The following is a 19,557-nucleotide window of genomic DNA, read 5'->3' on the forward strand; positions in this document are numbered from 1 at the left end:
TGGAGTGGCAGTCGATTCCGACCTCCACCAGATGTTGCGCGAGGTCGCGCTCCGCGTCACCCGGCCACGGGTGGCCGTACTCCACGCTGTCCACGCGCATCCGCACGCCGACACCGACACAATCATCCAGGCCACCCGCCGGGAACTGCCCGAAGTGTCCCATCAAGCGGTGTACGACGTCCTGCGCGCGCTGACCGACGCCAGGCTGCTGCGGCGGATCCAGCCGGCCGGTTCTGTCGCGCGCTACGAGGCGCGGGTAGCGGACAACCATCACCACGTGGTGTGCCGGTCGTGCGGCGCGATCGAAGACGTGGACTGCGCCGTCGGCGAGGCGCCCTGCCTGCACCCGTCGGACCGCCACGGTTTCTCCGTCGACGAGGCCGAAGTCGTCTACTGGGGCTTGTGTCCCGCTTGTTCCGCCAGCACCGATGAACCAGCAACCGCACGGAAAGGTTGAGCATGTCCGACACGTCCGGCGTTACCCCCCACGGCAGCGAGAGCGAAAACCCTGCCATCGATTCACCGACTCCCAAGGTGAGCCGGCCGCGGACGAACCGGGACTGGTGGCCAAACCAGCTGGACCTCTCGGTTCTGCACCCACACGCGACCCGGTCGAATCCGATGGAAGACGGCTTCGACTACGCCGAGGAGTTCAAGAAGCTCGACGTCGACGAGCTCAAACGCGACATCGTGGAGGTGATGCGTACGTCGCAGGACTGGTGGCCGGCCGACTTCGGTCATTACGGCCCGTTGTTCATCCGGATGAGCTGGCACGCGGCCGGCACCTACCGGATCGAGGACGGCCGCGGTGGAGCGGGTGACGGCGCCCAGCGGTTCGCGCCGCTGAACAGCTGGCCCGACAACGCCAACCTGGACAAGGCCCGCCGGCTGCTGTGGCCGGTCAAGCAGAAGCATGGGCGAAAGATCTCCTGGGCCGACCTGCTGGTGCTGGCCGGCAACGTAGCCCTGGAGGACATGGGCTTCCGCACCTTCGGCTTCGGGTTCGGCCGGGAGGACGTCTGGGAGCCGGAGGAGATCTACTGGGGCCCGGAGGACACTTGGCTCGGCGACGAGCGCTACAGCGGCGACCGGGAGCTGGCCAAACCGTTCGGTGCTGTCCAGATGGGTCTGATCTATGTGAACCCGGAAGGCCCGAACGGCAACCCGGACCCGCTCGCCGCGGCGCGCGACATCCGCGACACGTTCGCCCGGATGGCGATGAACGACGAGGAGACGGTGGCTCTGATCGCCGGCGGGCACTCGTTCGGCAAGACCCACGGCGCCGGTCCGGCCGAGAACGTCGGTCCCGAGCCCGAGGCCGCGCCGCTCCAGGCGCAGGGCTTGGGATGGCAGAGCACCTACGGCACCGGCAAGGGCGCCGACGCGATCACCAGCGGTCTCGAGGTGACCTGGACCAGCACGCCGACCCGGTTCGGGAACGGCTTCTTCGAGAACCTGTTCGGCCACGAGTGGGAGCTGACCAAGAGCCCGGCCGGAGCTCACCAATGGGTCGCGAAGGACGCCGAGGAGACGGTGCCCGACGCGCACGACCCGTCCAAGAAGCGCGAGCCGACGATGCTGACGACCGACCTGTCGCTGCGCCTCGACCCTGTCTACGGGCCGATCTCGCAGCGCTTCCGGGACAACCCGGAAGAGTTCGCACTGGCGTTCGCGAAGGCCTGGTACAAGCTGCTCCACCGCGACATGGGTCCGGTGTCGCGCTTCCTCGGTCCGTGGGTTCCCGAGCCGCAGTTGTGGCAGGACCCCGTCCCGGCCGTCGACCACGAGCTGATCGATGCCGACGACATCGCGGCACTCAAGGAGAAGCTCCTCGCCTCCGGCCTGTCGGTCTCGCAGCTGGTGTCGACCGCGTGGGCAGCCGCCGCGAGCTTCCGCGGGACCGACAAGCGCGGTGGTGCCAACGGAGCCCGCATCCGGCTGGAGCCGCAGCGCAGCTGGGAGGTGAACGAGCCGGCCGAGCTGGACAAGGCGCTGCAGACCCTCGAACAGATCCAGCAGGACTTCAACAGCTCACAGACCGGCGGCAAGCAGGTCTCGCTGGCCGACCTCATCGTCCTTGGCGGTACGGCGGCCGTCGAGCAGGCTGCGCGCAATGCCGGGCACAGCATCACCGTCCCGTTCCACCCTGGCCGGACGGACGCGTCCCAGGAGCAGACCGACGTCGACTCGTTCGCCGTACTCGAGCCGAGGGCGGACGGTTTCCGCAACTACCTCCGGGCCGAGGAGAAGCTCTCGCCGGAGACGCTGCTGCTCGACCGCGCGTACATGCTGACCCTGACTGCCCCGGAGCTGACGGTCCTGGTCGGAGGCCTGCGTGCGCTGGGCGCCAACGTCGGTGGTGCGCAGCATGGCGTCTTCACCGACCGGGTTGGCACGCTGACCAACGACTTCTTCGTCAACCTGCTGGCCGCCGGCGCCGAATGGAAGGCATCGGAGTCGGAGGAGAACGTCTTCGAGATCCGGGACGTCGCCACCGGCGAGCTCAAGTGGACGGCCACCGCCGTCGACCTCGTCTTCGGCGCCAACTCGCAGCTCCGGTCCCTCTCGGAGGTGTACGCGAGCGCCGACGCTCAGGACAAGTTCGTGGCGGACTTCGTCGCGGCCTGGGTCAAGGTGATGGAGCTCGACCGGTTCGACCTCAGGAGGGCATAGGCATCCCGTACGCGTGGTCGATGGTCATCGAGAAGACCAGCCGCTTGTCGCGGACCATCGCCGCCCGGTAGTCGTCCCAGTCCGGGTGCTCGCCGGAGGCCGTCCGGTAGTACTCGACGAGCTGCTCGACCACCTCGTCGTACGGATCGGCAGCCACCGGGCTGAGCTCCGCCTTGCCTTCCAGTACGACGTACGAGCGCCCGCGCGGCCCGTCGACGTACAGGCTGGCCCGCGGATCACGCCGCAGGTTCTTCGTCTTGGCCCGGTCGTCGGTGAGCGAAACGACGATCCGCCGCCGCGGAGGGTCGTACACATAGGTCACATTCGACAACTGCGGCCGGCCGTCGCGCTTGATGGTCACGAGCACACCCAGACCGTGCCCGCCCAGCCGGTCCGCAAGGGAATCAGTCATGCCCGTCAGCCTAGGAATTCAAGTGCTCTTGAGCGCAAGTGATCACTCCCGCATCTCCCGCAGGGTCTCGCCGGTCGAGACCCCGAGTTCGACGCCGCGCCCCGGTTGTGCATAAACTGCCTGGCATCATGCGGCACCAGCTTCTCCTCCTTCGCTGCCGCGGCGAGGCCTGACAAGGCCGGTTCCCTCGCCGCGGAGTTTGGTCGTGCGCCGGTCGTCCGAGCGACCCTGAGCAGTAGCACCCCTCCCGAGGAGAACTCCAGTGGCACCCCAGAACCAGCCCAAGCCCGTCCAGCAACCGTCCGGTATGCCGATCCAGCGCTACCGGCCGTTCCCCCCGATCGACCTGCCGGACCGCACCTGGCCTGCCAAGTCGGTCGACCGGACCCCGCGCTGGCTGTCCACCGACCTCCGCGACGGCAACCAGGCGCTGGTCGAGCCGATGTCGCCGGCCCGCAAGCGGCGGATGTTCGACCTGCTGGTGAAGATGGGCTACAAGGAGATCGAGGTCGGTTTCCCGAGTGCCAGCCAGTACGACTTCGACTTCGTCCGCAGCCTGATCGAAGAGGACGTCATCCCCGACGACGTCACCATCTCGGTGCTGACCCAGGCGCGCGAGGAGCTGATCGAGCGGACCGTGCAGTCGCTGCAGGGCTCGCCGAAGGCGACCATCCACCTCTACAACGCGACCGCGCCGCTGTTCCGCCGGGTCGTCTTCAACGTGGACAAGGCCGAGTGCCTGGCGATCGCGGTCCGCGGCACCGAGACGGTGATGAAGTACGCCGACGACATGCTGGGCGACTGCGAGTTCGGCTACCAGTACAGCCCGGAGATCTTCACCGGCACCGAGCTGGAGTTCGCGCTCGAGGTCTGTGAGGCGGTCAGCGACCAGTGGCAGCCGGCCGAGGGCCGGGAGATCATCCTGAACCTGCCGGCCACGGTCGAGATGTCCACCCCGAACGTGTACGCCGACCAGATCGAGTGGTTCGCCCGCTTCCTGACCCGGCGCGAGCACAGCACCATCAGCCTGCACCCGCACAACGACCGCGGTACGGCGGTCGCCGCGACCGAGCTGGCCCTGATGGCCGGCGCCGACCGGGTCGAGGGCTGCCTGTTCGGCCACGGCGAGCGGACCGGCAACGTCGACCTGGTCACCCTGGGGATGAACCTGTTCAGCCAGGGCATCGACCCGCAGATCGACTTCTCCGACATCGACGAGATCCGCCGTACGGTCGAGTACTGCACGCAGATGCGCGTCCCCGAGCGGCAGCCGTACGCCGGTGACCTGGTCTACACCGCCTTCTCCGGCTCGCACCAGGACGCCATCAAGAAGGGCCTGGAGGCGCTGGACAAGCAGGCGGCGGCCGAGGGCCGACCGGTGTCGGAGATCACCTGGGAGGCGCCGTACCTGCCGATCGATCCGAAGGACGTCGGCCGGTCGTACGAGGCGGTCATCCGGGTCAACTCGCAGTCCGGCAAGGGCGGCGTCGCGTACATCATGAAGTCGGAGCACCGCCTCGACCTGCCGCGCCGGCTGCAGATCGAGTTCAGCCGGGTGATCCAGCAGCACACCGACTCCGAGGGCGGCGAGGTCGGCCCGCAGCAGATGTGGGACATCTTCGCGGCCGAGTACCTTGCCCCGGGCAAGCTGTCGCTGCTGACGGTCAACTCGTCCTCCGGCGAGGGCCAGGGCGACCAGCTCCGCGTCCAGGTCTACTCCAACGGCGTCCCGCACGAGCTGTCCGGCGAGGGCAACGGCCCGGTGTCGGCCTTCGTCGACGCGATCAAGCCGCTGAAGTACGACGTACGCGTGCTGGACTACCACGAGCACGCCCTCTCGGCCGGCGGTGACGCACTCGCCGCGGCGTACGTCGAGTGCGAGGTCGGCGACGACGTCTACTGGGGCGTCGGCCGCGACGCCAACATCCTCACCGCCTCCCTGAAGGCAGTCGTCTCCGCCATCAACCGCGCCACCCGTTAGCCACCTACCTCCCATAGCCCGCCACCTTTTGAAGGTGGCGGGCTATGCCGGTATAGGCCGCTCGTAGCCCACCATCTTTGCCGGTGGGCTATGCCGGTATACGTACGGAGTGTCGCGTCCTTAATGCACAGGGCAACCGAATATTCACGATTCGATACACGTGACAACGAGTCGAGCGAATCTGTTGACTCGGTGTATGTCGTTGCGCAGACTGACCACACTGTGCGCAGATCCTTGCAAGGCAGTGTTTCTTACTAAAGCGTGTCACCGGGGGCCAGGTCGTTCAGTAGTCCTTGGAGGTGAGCAGTGGGCGGTGCGGTCGAGACACCGGCTAGGAAGCTGATCGAAGGGCCGGTCGCAGAACCGAGACCGTCGCCCGCGAAGCGTTTCCTGCAGGCCTGGCTGGTCCGAAGAATCGCGAAAGCGGTCCTGACCGTTTTCATCATGACGACCGGGACGTTCTTCATGGTCCGGTTGCTACCGGGCAACCCGGTCGACACCTACATCCAGACCCAGATCGCGCAGACCGGTATCTCCTACGACGCGGCCGCCGCGCAGGCCAAGAACCTGTTCTCGCTGGATCCGGATCAGCCGCTGATCCAGCAGTACGTCACGTACATGCTCAACCTGCTGCACGGCGATTTCGGCAACTCACTCCTGTCACCGGGCACCAGCGTGGCCGAGGTGATCAAGACCTACCTGCCGTGGACGCTGTTCTCGGTCGGCGTCGCGACGATCATCAGCTTCATCATCGGCATCGTGGCCGGCATGATCATGGCCTACCGCCGGGAGAGCTGGATCGACCACCTGCTCAGCGGACTGGGTGCGCTGCTGCACGCGATCCCGAACTACATCCTCGCGATCCTGATCGTGGTCTTCCTCGGCGTGAAACTGCAGTGGTTCAACCTGACCGAGGCCCGCGGCTCGTACACAGCAGGTGTGGAACCCTCGTTCAGCCTGAGCTTCCTGAACGACATCCTGTACCACGCGACGCTGCCGATCCTCGCCTACACGCTGACCACGGTCGGTTCCTGGGCTCTGGTGATGAAGTCGTCCACGGTGGAGACCCTTGGCGAGGACTACGTGACCGTCGCGCGGGCCCGCGGCCTGTCCGACTCCCGCATCCGGACCGGGTACGTCGGGCGCAACGCCGTGCTGCCGTTGTTCAGCCAGCTCGCCGTGTCGCTCGGGTTCGTCGTCGGCGGCGCGATCTTCGTGGAGAAGATCTTCGGCTACCAGGGCATCGGATTCATCCTTTTCAACGCGGTCAACGGTCGCGACTACCCGGTGCTGCAGGGGATCTTCCTGGTCATCACGATCTCAGTGGTGGCGGCGAACCTGCTCGCCGACCTCCTCTACAGCCGGCTCGATCCGCGGATCCGGGTCAGCGGCAAGGCCAAGGGGTGACGAGATGGCAGACACCATAGCCGCCACTGACGCGGCGTCCGCTATCGGGACGACCGGCGTCTCCCGCTTCGGCGGCATCCTCAGCTCGTTGCGCCGCAGCCCGGCCGGGTTCATCGGCTTCGTGATCGTGGCCCTGATGGTGCTGATCACCGCGATCGTGCCCTTCTTCACCCCGGAAGTGGCGCCGAACGTCAAGGAGATCCTGCTCCCGGCCGGCACGCCCGGGCATCTGCTCGGCACCGACAACGAGGGCAAGGACGTGCTGATCCAGATGATCGGCGGCGGCCGGACCGTGATCTTCGTCGGCTTCGTCGCCGCGGCGATCTCCACCGCGCTGGCGATCGTCCTCGGTTCGCTGGCCGCCTACCTCGGCGGTTGGGTCGACTCGGTGGTGGTCACCCTGACCGACGTCTTCCTGACGATCCCACAGATCGTCCTGCTCGCGGTGCTCGGCGCGTTCTTCAAGCTCGACTCGCCGATCCTGCTCGCGCTGCTGGTCGGCGGCCTGGCCTGGCCGGTCCTGACCCGGGCAGTGCGAGCCCAGGTGTTCTCGCTGAAAGAACGTGAGTTCGTCGAAGCCGCCCGGCTGCTGGATCTCGGGACGCCCCGGGTGGTGTTCGTCGAGATCCTGCCGAACATGGCCAGCTTCATCCTGATGAACTTCATGATCGGCGTGACGAATGCGATCTACCAGTTGGTCGGCCTCTACCTGCTCGGTCTCGCGCCGCTGACCGGGTCGAACTGGGGCATCATGCTCAACCGCGCCTGGATCGCCGGCGCAATCTTCAACGACAACAGCCTGGCGTGGATCCTCAGCCCCATCATCGCGATCATCCTGCTGCTGCTCGGACTGGTGATGATGACGAGATCCCTCGAGGAAATCCTCAACCCACGACTCCGGGATCGGTGAGCATGGTGACTACGACCTCTCCGAGCGCCCCCCGCGCCGTCCGCGGCGGCCAGGGCAAGCCACTGCTGTCCGTCCGCGACTTCAACGTCGAGTACCGGACCGGGGCCGGCACCACGGTGCAGGCTGTCCGCGGTGTCGACCTCGATCTCTACCCCGGCGAAAGCCTGGCGCTGGTCGGGGAGAGCGGTTGTGGCAAGACGACGTTCGGGCTCGGCCTGCTGCGGTTGCTGCCGCGGCTGGGCCACGCCTCCGGCAAGGTCACCTTCAACCGCGGCGACGGCACGGAGATCGACGTCCTCGGCCTGGACGGGCGCGACCTGCGGCAGTTCCGCTGGCGGGACGCGGCGATGGTCTTCCAGGGCGCGATGAACGCGTTCAACCCGGTGCTGAAGATTCGCGCGCACATGCACGACACGATGCGCGCACACACCAAGGCCACCCGCAAGGAGATCGAGGACCGGGCCGCAGAGCTGCTCCGCCTGGTGCGGCTGGAGCCGGCGCGGGTGATGGACTGCTATCCGCACGAACTGTCCGGCGGGATGCGGCAGCGCGTGCTGATCGCGATGAGCCTGCTGCTCGAGCCGGAGGTGCTGATCCTGGACGAGCCGACCACGGCCCTCGACATCCTCACCCAGCGATCCATCGTCGACGTCCTGCACGAGGTGCGCGAGCGGCTCGGCTTCTCGATGATCTTCATCTCCCACGATCTGTCGCTCGCCGCCGAGCTCGCCGACCGGGTCGCCACCATGTACGCCGGCCGCATCGTCGAGACCGGTGGCGTCCGGGACATGTTCTACAAACCGCGGCACCCGTACACGCTGGGCCTGATCAAGGCGGTGCCGCCGATCGTCGGCGACCTGCCGGACCTCGAGTCGATCCCGGGCGGTCCGCCCAGCCTTGCCGCGTTGCCGCCGGGCTGCAAGTTCAACCCGCGCTGCAAGTACGCCACCGAGGAGTGCAAAGCCGAGGATCCGCCGCTGGTCCCGGTCAGCGATCAGCCGGGTGACGGCCACGAGGTGGCCTGCATTCACTACAAAGAGGTGCACCTAGATCGACCGGCGCCGAACAACGAGTTGGGGACAGCCTCATGAGCGCGATGGAGACCGCCCCGGCGGCCGAGGGACGCACGCCACTGATGACGCTCGCGGGTGTCAGCCAGGTGTTCGACACCAAGGCGGGACCGATCCACGCCGTGAACCAGGTCGACCTGTCGATCAACCCCGGCGAGGTGCTCTGCCTGGTCGGCGAGAGCGGCTCCGGCAAAACGACCGCGGCGCGGATGGCCGCCGGGCTGGCCAAGCCGACCAACGGTCAGGTGGACTTCGATGGCACCGACATCTGGTCGATGAACCGGCGTGACTTCAGCACGTTCCGGCGCAGCGTGCAGTACGTCCACCAGGATCCGTACGCCTCGCTGAACCCGACCCGGACCGTCCAGCAGACGCTCACCGCGCCGCTGCTCAAGCACGGTGTGGTCAAGGGCGGCAAGGCAGCCGCCGCCCGGGCTGCGGAACTGCTGACGAAGGTCGACCTGACGCCGCCCGAGAACTTCCTGACGAAGTACCCGCACCAGTTGTCCGGCGGCCAGCGACAGCGGGCCTCGGTGGCCCGAGCGCTGACGCTGGACCCGAAGATCATCATCGCGGACGAGTCGACCTCGATGCTGGACGTGTCGATCCGGATCAGCGTGCTGGCGATGCTCGGACGGCTGCGCGACGACCTCGGCGTCGGTTTCCTGTTCATCACCCACGACCTGGCGATCGCGAAGTACTTCGGCTGGCACGGGAAGACCGCGGTGATGTACCTGGGCCGGATCGTCGAGTTCGGCCCGACCCCGAAGATCATCAACGCGCCCACCCATCCCTACACCCGGGCGCTGATCGACGCGATCCCCGAACCCGATCCCGACCTGACGAAGACCAAGGGCCTGGGATCGCTGCGCAGCCTGGAGATCCCGAGCCTGGCGCACCTGCCACCCGGGTGCTCGTTCCATCCGCGCTGCCCGCTGTTCGAGGGCGGTCTGTGCGACGGCGTCGTACCCGAACTGGTCGAAATACGGTCCGGGCAGTCGGCCGCGTGCCATGTGGTGGCCCGCGACGGCGCCGACGTACTCCGGCCGGATCCGCCGGCGACCTGATGACCTCCCAGATCGGCCGGGTCGCGCTCGGCTGGGCGACGTTCCTGGTGCTGGCCAGCGTGGTTCTGCTGTTCACGCTGACGCCCGGTACGCCGGAGTTCGTCGTCACCCTGTTCACCTTGTGTTTGGGCCTGCTACTGGGCCTGATCGTCGTCGCCGCGGTCCTCCTGACCCGGCGGCGGGAAAAACGCGAGGGCAGTTAGCAATCAGCAGTACCTCAAACCAGTAGTGCCTGACCCGCATGGGCGTGCGGTCAGATCAGAAAGGACGAAGGAATGAGTCCCACCGGCACCAACGATTCCGGCACCGACGGACCGGGCGTCAGCGCCCTGTCCAACGCGATCTCCCGCCGGCACGTGCTCCAGCTGTTCGGTATCGCCGGTGTCGGCGCGGCCGGCATCGGGTCGCTGACGGCGTGTTCGCCGAGCTCCCCGAACAGCAACGAAGGGGGCGGCAACAAGGGCGGCGACAAGGAATTCCACGGCGCGTATCCCTACCAGCTGCCGCCGAAGGGCCACTTCAACATGGGCCCCGGCGTCACCGACGGCATCCAGATGACGAACAGCCCGTACCAGGACCTGATCTACCCGAGCGGCGGGTTGTACTACTGGGCGGAGAAGAAGTGGGAATACATGATGGCCGAGTCCAGCTCGCTGGACGCGGCGGCCAACACCTACACCATGAAGCTCCGCTCCGGCCTGACCTGGAGTGACGGCAAGCCGGTCACCGCCAAGGACGTCGTGGACACGTTCAACCTGCACTGGCTGATGCGCCAGCAGTCGTGGACATTCCTGTCCGACGTCAAGGCCCAGGACGACACCACAGTGCTGTTCACCATCGGCACCCCGTCGACGGTGCTCGAGCGCTTCATCCTCCGGGCACCGATCCTGCCCAGCTCCGTCTACGGTGAGTGGGCCACCAAGGCCGAGGCCCTGCGGAAGGCCAACACCAGCCTGGACAGCGCCGAGGGCAAGAAGCTGAACGGCGACTTCCAGAAGTTGCGGCCGGAGAACCCGCCCGTGTCGGGTCCGTTCAACTACGACCCGAAGAGCATGACCAACGCCCAGATGACCCTGGTCAAGAACGACAAGGGCCTGTTCGCCGACAAGATCGGCTTCACCAAGGTCGTTCTGTACAACGGCGAGACCTCCGACGTCACGCCGGTCGTGATGAACAAGGACGTCGACTACGCCACCCACGGCTTCGCGGTGGCCAGCGAGAAGACGTTCGAGTCCAACGGGTTCCGGATCCTCCGCCCACCGGTGTACTCGGGTCCCGCGCTGGTGTTCAACTACACCACGCACCCGGAGCTCGCCGACGCGCGGGTGCGGCAGGCGATCGCTTACGTGCTCGACCGCAACGAGAACGGCACCGTCGCGCTCGGCGACTCGGGCAAGGCCTGCAAGTTCATGGCCGGCTTCTCCGACATCCTCGTCCCCGACTGGATCTCCGACGCCGACCAGAAGAAGCTGAACGCCTACGAGAAGGACGAGGCCAAGGCCACCCAGCTGCTGCAGGCGGCCGGCTGGAAGAAGTCCGGCGACAAGTGGATGCTGCCGTCCGGCAAGCCCGCGGCGTACGACCTCAAGTTCCCGACCGAGTTCGCCGACTGGAACCCGGCCGCCACCAACGCGGCCGACCAGCTGAACAAGTTCGGGTTCAACATCACCAAGCGGGGCATCACCTTCACCCAGCTGAACCCCGACGTGCTGGCCGGGAAGTTCGACATCGCCATTCAGGGCTGGGGCGCCTCGAGCCACCCGCACCCGTACTTCGCGTACGTCCAGGACCTGTACACGTTCAACTACGTCATCGCGGCGAACACGGGCGGCAAGGGCATGAACTTCCCGCTCAAGCAGACCACTGCGGCCGGTCCGATCGACATGCAGTCCGTGGTGGACAAGTCGGCCCAGGGCCTGAACCTCGACGAGCAGAAGAAGAACATCACCGCCGCGGCGGTGGCGTTCAACGAGTTGCTCCCGATCATCCCGCTCTGGGAGCGCTACGGTAACAACCCGGCGCTGGAAGGGAAGCGGGTCGCTAAGTTCCCGGCGGACGACGACCCGATCCTGAAGAACGCACCGTACGCCGACAACTTCGTCATCATGTACATGTACCAGGGCAAGGTCACCCCCGTCTGAGTTACCGGCTGGCGGGCTGACCCGTTTGTCTGGTTGGGTCGGCCGGGTGATCATCGTGCGCGAGATCGACCCGGCCGACCTGGCCCTGTTCGACGAGTGGTACGACGTACTCCGGGCCGGCGCGGTCGCGGGACGCGAAGCGGCGCTGGTGGTCGGGCGGGAGACGCTCGGCTGGTCGCTGCGCAATCCGGGACCGCTGAAGCGGCGGCTGGCGGTCGGCGCGTTCGAGGACGACAGGGTGCTCGGCGCGATGCTCTTCGAGTACCGGCTGAGCGACAACCTGGACACGGTCGAGGTCGAGATCGACGTACCGCCGGAGCATCGGCGTCGCGGTATCGGCCGGGCACTGTGGCAGTGGGCCGTCACGCGGGCGGCGACTCTCGGGCGGACCATCTTCCAGGCCGAACTCGGCGTCCCCGCTGACCCATGGCCTGGTGCGTCGTTCGCTGCGCGCATCGGCTTCACCGTCGAGCATGTCGAGGACCATCTCGTCGTACCGCTGCCGTACGACGAGCTACGCCTGGACGATCTGAGAGCTGAAGCCGGCCCGTTGAAGGGCTATCGGCTCACGTCCTGGGCGGGGATGTGTCCGCCGGAGCATCAGCAGGCGTACGCCGATCTGCACACGGCGATGGATCTCGACGTACCCACGGGTGGGATGACGCGGGAGAACGTGCCGTGGACGGTGGAGAAGCTGGAGGCGAGTGAGCAAAGGATCGACCGGAATTACCTCGCTCTCGTCACGATGGCGCACACTTCGGACGGCGCGCCGGCCGGGTACACGTTGATCTACTTGCCGCGGGCGGACGCGGCGCATGCGCAGCAAGACGACACCTTGGTCCTGCGCGAGCATCGCGGGCACAACCTCGGCACGCAGCTGAAGCTGGCCAACCTCGATCAGCTGGCAAAGCACCGGAAGGGCCAGCGCTTCCTGCACACCTGGACCGCGTTGTCGAACACGGCGATGCAGAAGGTCAACAACCGCTTCGGTTTCCGCGTGGTCGAACAGCACCGCGAGCTGGAGCTCACCTATCCCCGACTGCGGCCAGCCGCGCGGGCCGTCGTACTCGATCCTGACGACCGCATCCTGCTGGTCCGCTTCGAGTTCCCCAGCGGCCCGATCTGGGCTACACCCGGCCTGGAAGCACCCCCCGACGCACCGCACCTCTGGCATCAGGAAGTAGTTGCCGAGGGCCACGCTGCCGGCTACGACGGCGTCATCAACGACTACTTCCTCGTCCGCACCGATCCCTTCACCGCCGAAGACTTCCACGGCGACCGCTGGTGGACCCTGGAGGAATTACAGACCCACGACGGCCGCTTCTCACCGCGCTCCCTCCCGGCGCTGGTCCAGGAGCTGTTACAGCATGGCCCACCCACAACCCCCGTGCCCCTAGGCCTATAGCCGCCGTACCCAGGTCAGGCGGCCCTCGTCCATCACAGCGTGGCCGTCGGCGGAGTCGGCGACGGTGGAGTCGTGGGTGGCGATGACGACGGCGGCGCCGCGGTGCGCCTCCGCACGGAGCAGGTCGACGACGCGTTCGCGATTGGTGCCGTCGAGTTCGCTGGTGGACTCGTCGGCCAGAATCACCTTGCCCTGCTGAGCGATTCCGCGGGCCACCGCGACCCGCTGCTGCTCACCACCGGACAACTCCTCGACCAGGTGATCCCCGCTCTCGGCCAGTCCCACGTCGGTCAGCGACTTCTCGATCACCCGCTCGACATCCTCGGCCGGCTTGCGTTCGGTGAGCAGCGGCAGCGACAGGTTCTCCCGCGCGGTCAGCACCCGCGCCAACCCGTTCCCCTGCGGAATCAGTACGACGCCATGCGCCGCGGCCGACGGGCGGTCCGCGATCACCAGCCCGTCCACGACGACCTTGCCCGATCGCACCGGGACCGCTCCGGCGATTGCCCATAGCAACGAACTCTTCCCGGCGCCGGACGGCCCGCTGACCGCGAGGACGAACCCAGGCGGGACGTCGAACGACACGTCCGCCACCGCGACCAGTTCGCCGTACGCGACCGTCACGTCCTTGACGCTGATCATTGCGTGCCCTCCTGTTCGACCGCGGTCAGCCGGATCTCACCGTCGTCCGTGGTGACCTGGACCAACGTCCCAGCCGGGAGCAGTTCGGCGACGTGCGGCGGCAGCGGCAACGATCCGTCGCTCGCGACCACGGCGTACTCCTCACCCGACCGACCCTCCGATGCGATCCGGCCGTCCCGGATCGTGATGGTGCGCGGCAGTGTCGCCGCCACCTCCGGGTCGTGCGTGATCAACAGCACCGTCATGCCGGTCTCGGCGTTGATCGTCCGGATCGCCGCGAGTACTTCATCCCGCGCATGATGATCCAGCTGACTCGTCGGCTCGTCCGCGAGCAGCAATCCCGGGAACGTGGCGATACCCACCGCCACCGCGCACAGCTGGATCTGCCCAGGCGTCAGCGACGTCAGCGCCGCATCCGCATGCTCCCGCAGTCCAACCAGCTCCAGTACGTCGGCTGGGCTCGGCAGCTGGCGGTCGCGAGGTGCGGCGCGTTGTGCGTACCGCACGTTGTCCGCCGGCGTCAGGTACGGGATCAGGTTCCGTCCGGCACCCTGCAACACGATGCCGACGTCGCCCGCACGCATGCGGTCGAGCTCAGCCTCAGTCATCGTCGCGACGTTGTGCTCACCGATCTGCAGCCGCCCAGCGCTCGGCGTCAGCAGACCGCCACACAGTTGCAGCAGCGTCGACTTGCCGGCACCAGAAGGCCCCAGCAATCCGACGAGCTCGCCAGGGCGGACAGTGATGCCGATGCCGGACAGGGCCGCCACGTCATGCCCGTGAGCCCGGTAGATATGCACCAGACCCGTCGTACTGATCGCCAAACCGCTCACGTCAGCTCCTCCCGGATCCGGCTGTAGCCGGCACGTCTGTTGACCCCAGTGCCCAGCAGCAGCGTCGCAGTGGTCAGCACCACCGTCCCGGCCAACCAGAGCACCACTGCGACCAGCCAGTTGGTGTCCAGCTCCAGCGGTATCGGCCCGCCCGCATCGGCAAACAGCGGGATCATCGGCAACGCGACCTGCGCCCCGACCACCCCACACACTGACCCCAGCAGCACCGCCAGCGCCACCGGCCCGGTCTGCTCCCACCGAGCCGCCCTACCCGTCGTGCTGGCCGGTACGCCGGTAATACGCAGGCTCGCGTAGTCCTGCGCCCGGGACCGCCACGACGTCACCACCATGAGCAGCAGTACGACGATCGCCAGCGCCCACCCGGCCACACCGACCACAGGCGTCAGCTGCAACGCCAGCGCACTCGCAGAACGCCCGTACGACGCGATCCGGTCCGCCCGGCGATCCGCGAGCTCAGCAGCGAACCCAGCCTTGCCGAGCTGGTCGATGATGTTCTGAGCGTTGGCCAGTCCCTCGGCGTTCAGCCAGAGCTCGAAGTCCGTCGTCGACTCGTCCACGGTGCCGCCGAGACGTCGTACTGTCTCCAGGTCGACGACGGCGGTGTGGTCGGGGTAGCGGTTCACCGGGCCGTTGAGGTCGAGCTTGCGCAGCGGCAGCGGGCTGGCGTCGAGCGCCGGGCTCGTGGACGTGTCGTTGTACGCGAAGTCGGGCGTGACCAGGGCAGGCACGACCTGAGGCACGGTCGCGTACTGCAGGAACTGGTCATTGCCGAGGCTGGTCACAGCGAGCGTGAGGCCCTGACCTGCAGAGGTTGCGGCGATCGTGCCCTGGTCCGCGCCGAGCTGCTTGACCGGCTGCCAGTCCTCCGCACGGCCGAGCGCGATCGACGGCTGGTCGTCACTGGCGACCTTGCTGATGAAGACGTCGCCGCGAACCCCGGTCATGTCGTTGGGCTCGCGACCGATCCCGAGCCTCAGCAGGCTGCAGCCCCCGAGACAGTCGACCTGGGTCCGCAGCTCGACCGGCTTGCCCGGGACCAGCGGCAGCGCCGGGAAGCGGACCAGATACCGTGCGCCGTTGCGCAGACTGACCAGATTGGCCTGCAGGACGACGGACTTCGGCGGCTCCTGCGGCGGCGGGACCTGGCCGTTGCTCGTCCCCGGGACAACGGTCTTCATCGGCCTGGTCGCGGCGGTCACGGTCAGCTGCGCGCTGCGGATCTCGATCGGCTTGGGCTCGCTCGGCGCCTTCAGCGTGCCGAATTCGTCCGTGAGCTGATTGCCGCGGTACGCGATCCGCCGGAAGCTGTCCGGCTCGATCATCATCGTCTTGAGCGAGTCGGGCGACGGCGGCCGGGAGATCACCATCGGCGTGAACCAGCGCCGCTCCGGGTCGACTCGGTCGATCGCCTCGCTGAAGTCGCCGAGGCTCACCGCGTTCATCGCCAGGACTCCCTCGGCGCCGGTCTCGTACCCGGCGCGTGAGTCCCTGTTGCGCTCGGCAACGGACGCGGCCTGTCCGGCGAACGACACCAGTGCGGCGGCCACGGCGACGACAGCAACGATCCGGGTGACAGCAGGACGGCGTGACACCTGCAACGCACCCAGCGCAAGGCCAAACCGCCCACTCCGCAAGGCTTGCCGGCTGACGAGACCGGCCGTCGGCAGAAGCAGATGTGCGAAGGCCAACCCAGCCGCGAGCGCCAACAGGGTCGGCGTGAGGACAGGCAGCGGCCCACGCCCTCCACCTGTCAGCGCTGCGACCAGCCCGGCCAACGCCATCACGATGATGGTGAGGTCTACCAGCCCGAGAGCCCGGCTACGCCGCCGCGGCACGACCCGGCGTAGCAAACCGGAGATCGGCTGCCGTACGACGTTCCGGACCTGTACGAGCACCACTGCGAGTCCCACAACCAGTGCGAGCGCCAGGGCAGCCGGGACTGTCCAGGGGAGTTCCAGAGGAGCTCCGTGATGCAGCCAGGTCGCCCGTACGATCAGCAATAGGGCGAATCCCGTGAGTGCGCCCGCAAGGGTTCCGACGGCGACAGGTAGCCCCAGCTCGACAGACAGCGAGCGGCCGGCTCGTCCGGCAGTGGAGCCGCGCAGCCGGGCGATTGCAAGCTCCGGACGGCGCTGGTCGACCACAGCGGCCAATGCCAGCGCCAGTACGACGACGCCGAACAAAGCGACCTGCACCATCACCAGCGGGATGATCGTCGTCGCCTGCTTCCGCTCCTCCTGCACCCGGTCAACGAGGCCGATCAGTCCGGAGGTGTTCTGAGCGAACAGCCCCGCCTCGACGGCGTTGCCGTTGACGGTGGAGGTGGCGTCGCGGAGCCGCTGCAGGTCGTCGATGCGGGCCACGCTCGGGATCGGCCTGGTGTCGAGCGTCGACCGCTGCCCCCAGACGGCGTTGAACGTCGTACGGTCGGTGAGGAGGAAGTCCGACGTACTGGGGTCCGGGTACTCCACCAGGTGGGAGTAGCCGATCGGTGCGCGGCCGAACCAGTAGGTGGACTGTGGGTCCGCGGGCTTGTAGAGACCGACCACGGTGAGCTTGCCGCCGCCGGTGTAGCCCTGCGGCGTGGCACGTAAGGCAGTGCCGACCTTCAAGCCGTAGTTCGTCTGGTCGACGGTGGACACCGCGACCTCGTTGGCGCTCTGCGGGCAGCGGCCTGCCACCAGCACGAGCTGGGCGCAGTACCCGTCCCGCCAGAACAACCGTCCGACGATTTGCTGTTGCGGAGGATCGCTCGGCCGCCGCCAGTTGACGTCGGCGTACAGGCCATACGACGGCGGGGTGAAGATCGGCCTGAGGTCAGCCGGGATCAGCCGGTCCAGGTCCTCAGGTTTCGCGGCTGTCGCGGCGCCGGTGGTGCTTCTGGGTGGCCGCGCCTCGAGTTGCCACGCAGCCGTCAACGGCTGCCCGGCCAAGGTCTCGGTCATCACCGTCTGCTCGACGGCCCGCGCGAACCAGGGCGCGAACACCGCGCAGGTCCCGATCAGCAGGCTGATCCCAGCCAGCACCAGTGCCTGCGACCACCTGTACCGCAGCGCTTGTGGTAGGAACATGCCACCCCCTCGCCCCGCCCGAAGATACGCACAGCAGGCGGTCAATTGTGGTCTACTCCGCTCACTCGAAACCGACTTGTTGTGTAGGTTCGGGGGTATGCGTGAATCCCAGCTCGGTGATCTGAACGTTTCCTGCCTCGGTCTCGGCTGCATGGGGATGTCCCAGTCGTACGGCGTCACGACGGACCAGGACGAGTCCATCGCGACGCTGCACGCCGCGATCGACGCCGGCTGTACCTTCCTCGACACCGCCGACGTGTACGGCGACGGCGCGAACGAGGAGCTCGTCGGTCGCGCGCTGGCCGGCCGCCGCGACCAGGTGGTGCTGGCGACCAAGTTCGGCTTCAAGAGGCCGACCAACTCCAACGACCCGCCGACCGTCGTCGACGGCAGTCCGGAGTACGCACGGACAGCGATCGACGCGTCACTGCGCCGGCTCGGGGTCGATCATGTGGACCTGTGGTACCTGCACCGCAAGGACCCGAACATCCCGATCGAGGAGACCGTCGGCGCGATGGCCGAGCAGGTTGCCGCCGGCAAGGTCCGGTACCTGGGGCTGTCCGAGGTGAACGGCGACACGGTCCGGGCCGCGCACGCGGTGCACCCGATCAGCGCGGTGCAGAGCGAGTGGTCGTTGTGGACACGCGACCCGGAGACCGTCGTACTGCCGGCGCTGCGTGAGCTCGGCATCGGGTTCGTACCGTTCAGCCCGCTCGGCCGCGGCTTCCTGACCGGGCAGCTCAAGTCGCCGGACGACTTCGGGCCGGACGACATGCGGCGCGGGTTGCCGCGGTTCAGCGGTGAGAACTTCCAGCGCAACCTCGACCTGGTGGACAAGGTGAAGTCGCTGGCCGCGTCGAAGGGCATCAGCCCCGGTCAGCTCGCACTCGCCTGGCTGCTTGCGCAGGGCAACGACATCGCACCGATCCCGGGCACGAAGCGGCGAAAGTACCTGGCCGAGAACCTGGGCGCCGCCGACGTCGAACTGACCGCGGACGAGCTGGCCGCGCTGGACGAGGCGTTCCCGGCGGACGCGATCGCCGGACAGCGGTACACACAGAGCGGGCTGGACCTGGTGGGCCAGTGATCGGCGTCACCGGATCGACCGGTCAGCTGGGATCCCGGATCGCCCGCCGGCTGGCGGATTCCGGCGTACCGCAGCGACTGCTGGTCCGGGATCCGGCCCGGGCGCCGGAGCTCCCCGGTGCCGAGGTGGCACAGGCGTCGTACGGCGATCATGCCGCGCTACTGGACGCGCTGGACGGGATCGACACCTTGATGTTGATCAGTGCGTCGGAGTCGGCCGATCGGGTTGCGTTGCACAAGGCAACGGTCGACGCGGCGGTCGCGGCCGGGGTGCGGCGGATCGTCTACACGTCGTTCGCCGGCGCGGCGCCGGGGGCGACGTTCACCTTCGCCCGGGACCACTGGCACACCGAGCAGCACCTGCGGGGGAGCGGCGTCGACTTCACCTTCCTCCGGGACAACATGTACCTCGACTTCATCCCCGGGTTCGTCGGCGCGGACGACGTGATCCGCGGCCCGGCCGGCGACGGCCGGGTGGCGGCGGTCGCCCGGGACGACGTGGCGGCGGTGGCGGCGCGGATTCTGATGGACCGCGGGGCGCACTCCGGAGCGACGTACGACCTGACCGGGCCGGTCGCCTTCACCATGGCCGAGGCCGCGGAGCTGATCAGCCGGCTGTGGGGCCGCAAGGTCCGCTACGAGGCGGAGACGCTGGACGAGGCGTACCGGTCGCGCGAGGTCTACGGCGCTCCGGCCTGGGAGGTGGCCGGCTGGGTCACGTCGTACGCCGCCATCGCCAGCGGCGAGCTCAGTCAGGTCTCGACCGCCGTACAGGACATCACCGGTCAACCACCCTTGAGCCTCGAGGATTACCTGGCCCGCGGATGAGAGACTGGTG

16 protein-coding genes are annotated in these 19,557 nt (G+C 67.7%); 12 read left to right on the forward strand and 4 right to left on the reverse strand.

The window, feature by feature from the left end:
* Positions 1-31 precede the first annotated feature (31 nt).
* The gene (locus tag EV646_RS25965) at positions 32-457 is read left to right on the forward strand and encodes a Fur family transcriptional regulator (protein WP_199237208.1); all 426 of its coding nucleotides are present in this window, start codon (positions 32-34) and stop codon (positions 455-457) included.
* Between the two features lie 2 nt (positions 458-459).
* Positions 460-2,673: a catalase/peroxidase HPI gene (katG, locus tag EV646_RS25970; protein WP_132152920.1), complete on the forward strand. Its 2,214-nt coding sequence runs from the start codon at positions 460-462 to the stop codon at positions 2,671-2,673.
* On the opposite strand, the gene EV646_RS25975 is transcribed toward katG, so the two are convergent.
* Complete coding sequence (locus EV646_RS25975) at positions 2,660-3,085, reverse strand: PPOX class F420-dependent oxidoreductase (protein WP_132152922.1); 426 nt, start codon at positions 3,083-3,085, stop codon at positions 2,660-2,662. The genes katG and EV646_RS25975 overlap by 14 nt on opposite strands.
* Positions 3,086-3,392: 307 nt before the next feature.
* Here EV646_RS25975 and leuA point away from each other — a divergent pair, with 307 nt between their 5' ends.
* From leuA to EV646_RS26015, 8 genes are all read left to right on the forward strand, one after another.
* Entirely contained in the window at positions 3,393-5,066 is a 1,674-nt protein-coding gene (gene leuA, locus EV646_RS25980) for a 2-isopropylmalate synthase (RefSeq protein ID WP_199237209.1), read from the forward strand.
* Positions 5,067-5,510: 444 nt separating this feature from the next.
* The gene (locus EV646_RS25985) at positions 5,511-6,473 is read left to right on the forward strand and encodes an ABC transporter permease (RefSeq protein ID WP_132152926.1); all 963 of its coding nucleotides are present in this window, start codon (positions 5,511-5,513) and stop codon (positions 6,471-6,473) included.
* A 4-nt stretch (positions 6,474-6,477) separates the two neighbouring features.
* The gene (locus tag EV646_RS25990) at positions 6,478-7,383 is read left to right on the forward strand and encodes an ABC transporter permease (protein ID WP_132152928.1); all 906 of its coding nucleotides are present in this window, start codon (positions 6,478-6,480) and stop codon (positions 7,381-7,383) included.
* A gap of 2 nt (positions 7,384-7,385) precedes the next feature.
* Positions 7,386-8,474 (forward strand): ABC transporter ATP-binding protein, encoded by a 1,089-nt coding sequence (locus EV646_RS25995; protein WP_132152930.1) that lies wholly within the window; start codon positions 7,386-7,388, stop codon positions 8,472-8,474.
* The gene (locus EV646_RS26000) at positions 8,471-9,520 is read left to right on the forward strand and encodes an ABC transporter ATP-binding protein (RefSeq protein ID WP_132152932.1); all 1,050 of its coding nucleotides are present in this window, start codon (positions 8,471-8,473) and stop codon (positions 9,518-9,520) included. The genes EV646_RS25995 and EV646_RS26000 overlap by 4 nt, the downstream gene beginning before the upstream one ends.
* Entirely contained in the window at positions 9,520-9,723 is a 204-nt protein-coding gene (locus EV646_RS26005) for a hypothetical protein (RefSeq protein ID WP_132152934.1), read from the forward strand. The genes EV646_RS26000 and EV646_RS26005 overlap by 1 nt, the downstream gene beginning before the upstream one ends.
* 72 nt (positions 9,724-9,795) lie before the next feature.
* The gene (locus EV646_RS26010; RefSeq protein ID WP_132152936.1) at positions 9,796-11,661 is read left to right on the forward strand and encodes an ABC transporter substrate-binding protein; all 1,866 of its coding nucleotides are present in this window, start codon (positions 9,796-9,798) and stop codon (positions 11,659-11,661) included.
* A gap of 46 nt (positions 11,662-11,707) precedes the next feature.
* Positions 11,708-13,066: a GNAT family N-acetyltransferase gene (locus EV646_RS26015; RefSeq protein ID WP_132152938.1), complete on the forward strand. Its 1,359-nt coding sequence runs from the start codon at positions 11,708-11,710 to the stop codon at positions 13,064-13,066.
* Here EV646_RS26015 and EV646_RS26020 read toward each other — a convergent pair.
* The 3 genes from EV646_RS26020 to EV646_RS26030 are packed head-to-tail and all read right to left on the reverse strand — an operon-like array spanning position 13,061 to position 17,633.
* Positions 13,061-13,708 carry an ATP-binding cassette domain-containing protein gene (locus EV646_RS26020; protein ID WP_132152940.1) on the reverse strand — a complete coding sequence of 216 codons (648 nt, stop codon included), beginning with the start codon at positions 13,706-13,708 and terminating at the stop codon, positions 13,061-13,063. The two genes, EV646_RS26015 and EV646_RS26020, sit on opposite strands and share 6 nt — an antisense overlap.
* A complete protein-coding gene (locus EV646_RS26025; RefSeq protein WP_132152942.1) occupies positions 13,705-14,541 on the reverse strand; it encodes an ABC transporter ATP-binding protein in 837 nt (278 codons plus the stop codon). Before EV646_RS26025 ends, EV646_RS26020 begins: the two co-directional genes overlap by 4 nt.
* Positions 14,538-17,633, reverse strand: a complete 3,096-nt coding sequence (locus tag EV646_RS26030; protein ID WP_132152944.1) for an FtsX-like permease family protein — start codon at positions 17,631-17,633, stop codon at positions 14,538-14,540. The genes EV646_RS26025 and EV646_RS26030 overlap by 4 nt, the downstream gene beginning before the upstream one ends.
* Positions 17,634-17,730: 97 nt before the next feature.
* On the opposite strand from EV646_RS26030, the gene EV646_RS26035 reads away from it, so the two are divergent.
* Positions 17,731-18,720, forward strand: coding sequence for an aldo/keto reductase (locus EV646_RS26035; protein WP_132152946.1), 990 nt, complete (start codon positions 17,731-17,733; stop codon positions 18,718-18,720).
* Positions 18,717-19,547: an SDR family oxidoreductase gene (locus EV646_RS26040; RefSeq protein WP_132152948.1), complete on the forward strand. Its 831-nt coding sequence runs from the start codon at positions 18,717-18,719 to the stop codon at positions 19,545-19,547. Before EV646_RS26035 ends, EV646_RS26040 begins: the two co-directional genes overlap by 4 nt.
* Positions 19,548-19,557 lie beyond the last annotated feature (10 nt).

The sequence above is a fragment of the Kribbella antiqua genome (genome assembly GCF_004345665.1).
GTDB classification, from domain to species: Bacteria; Actinomycetota; Actinomycetes; order Propionibacteriales; family Kribbellaceae; genus Kribbella; species Kribbella antiqua.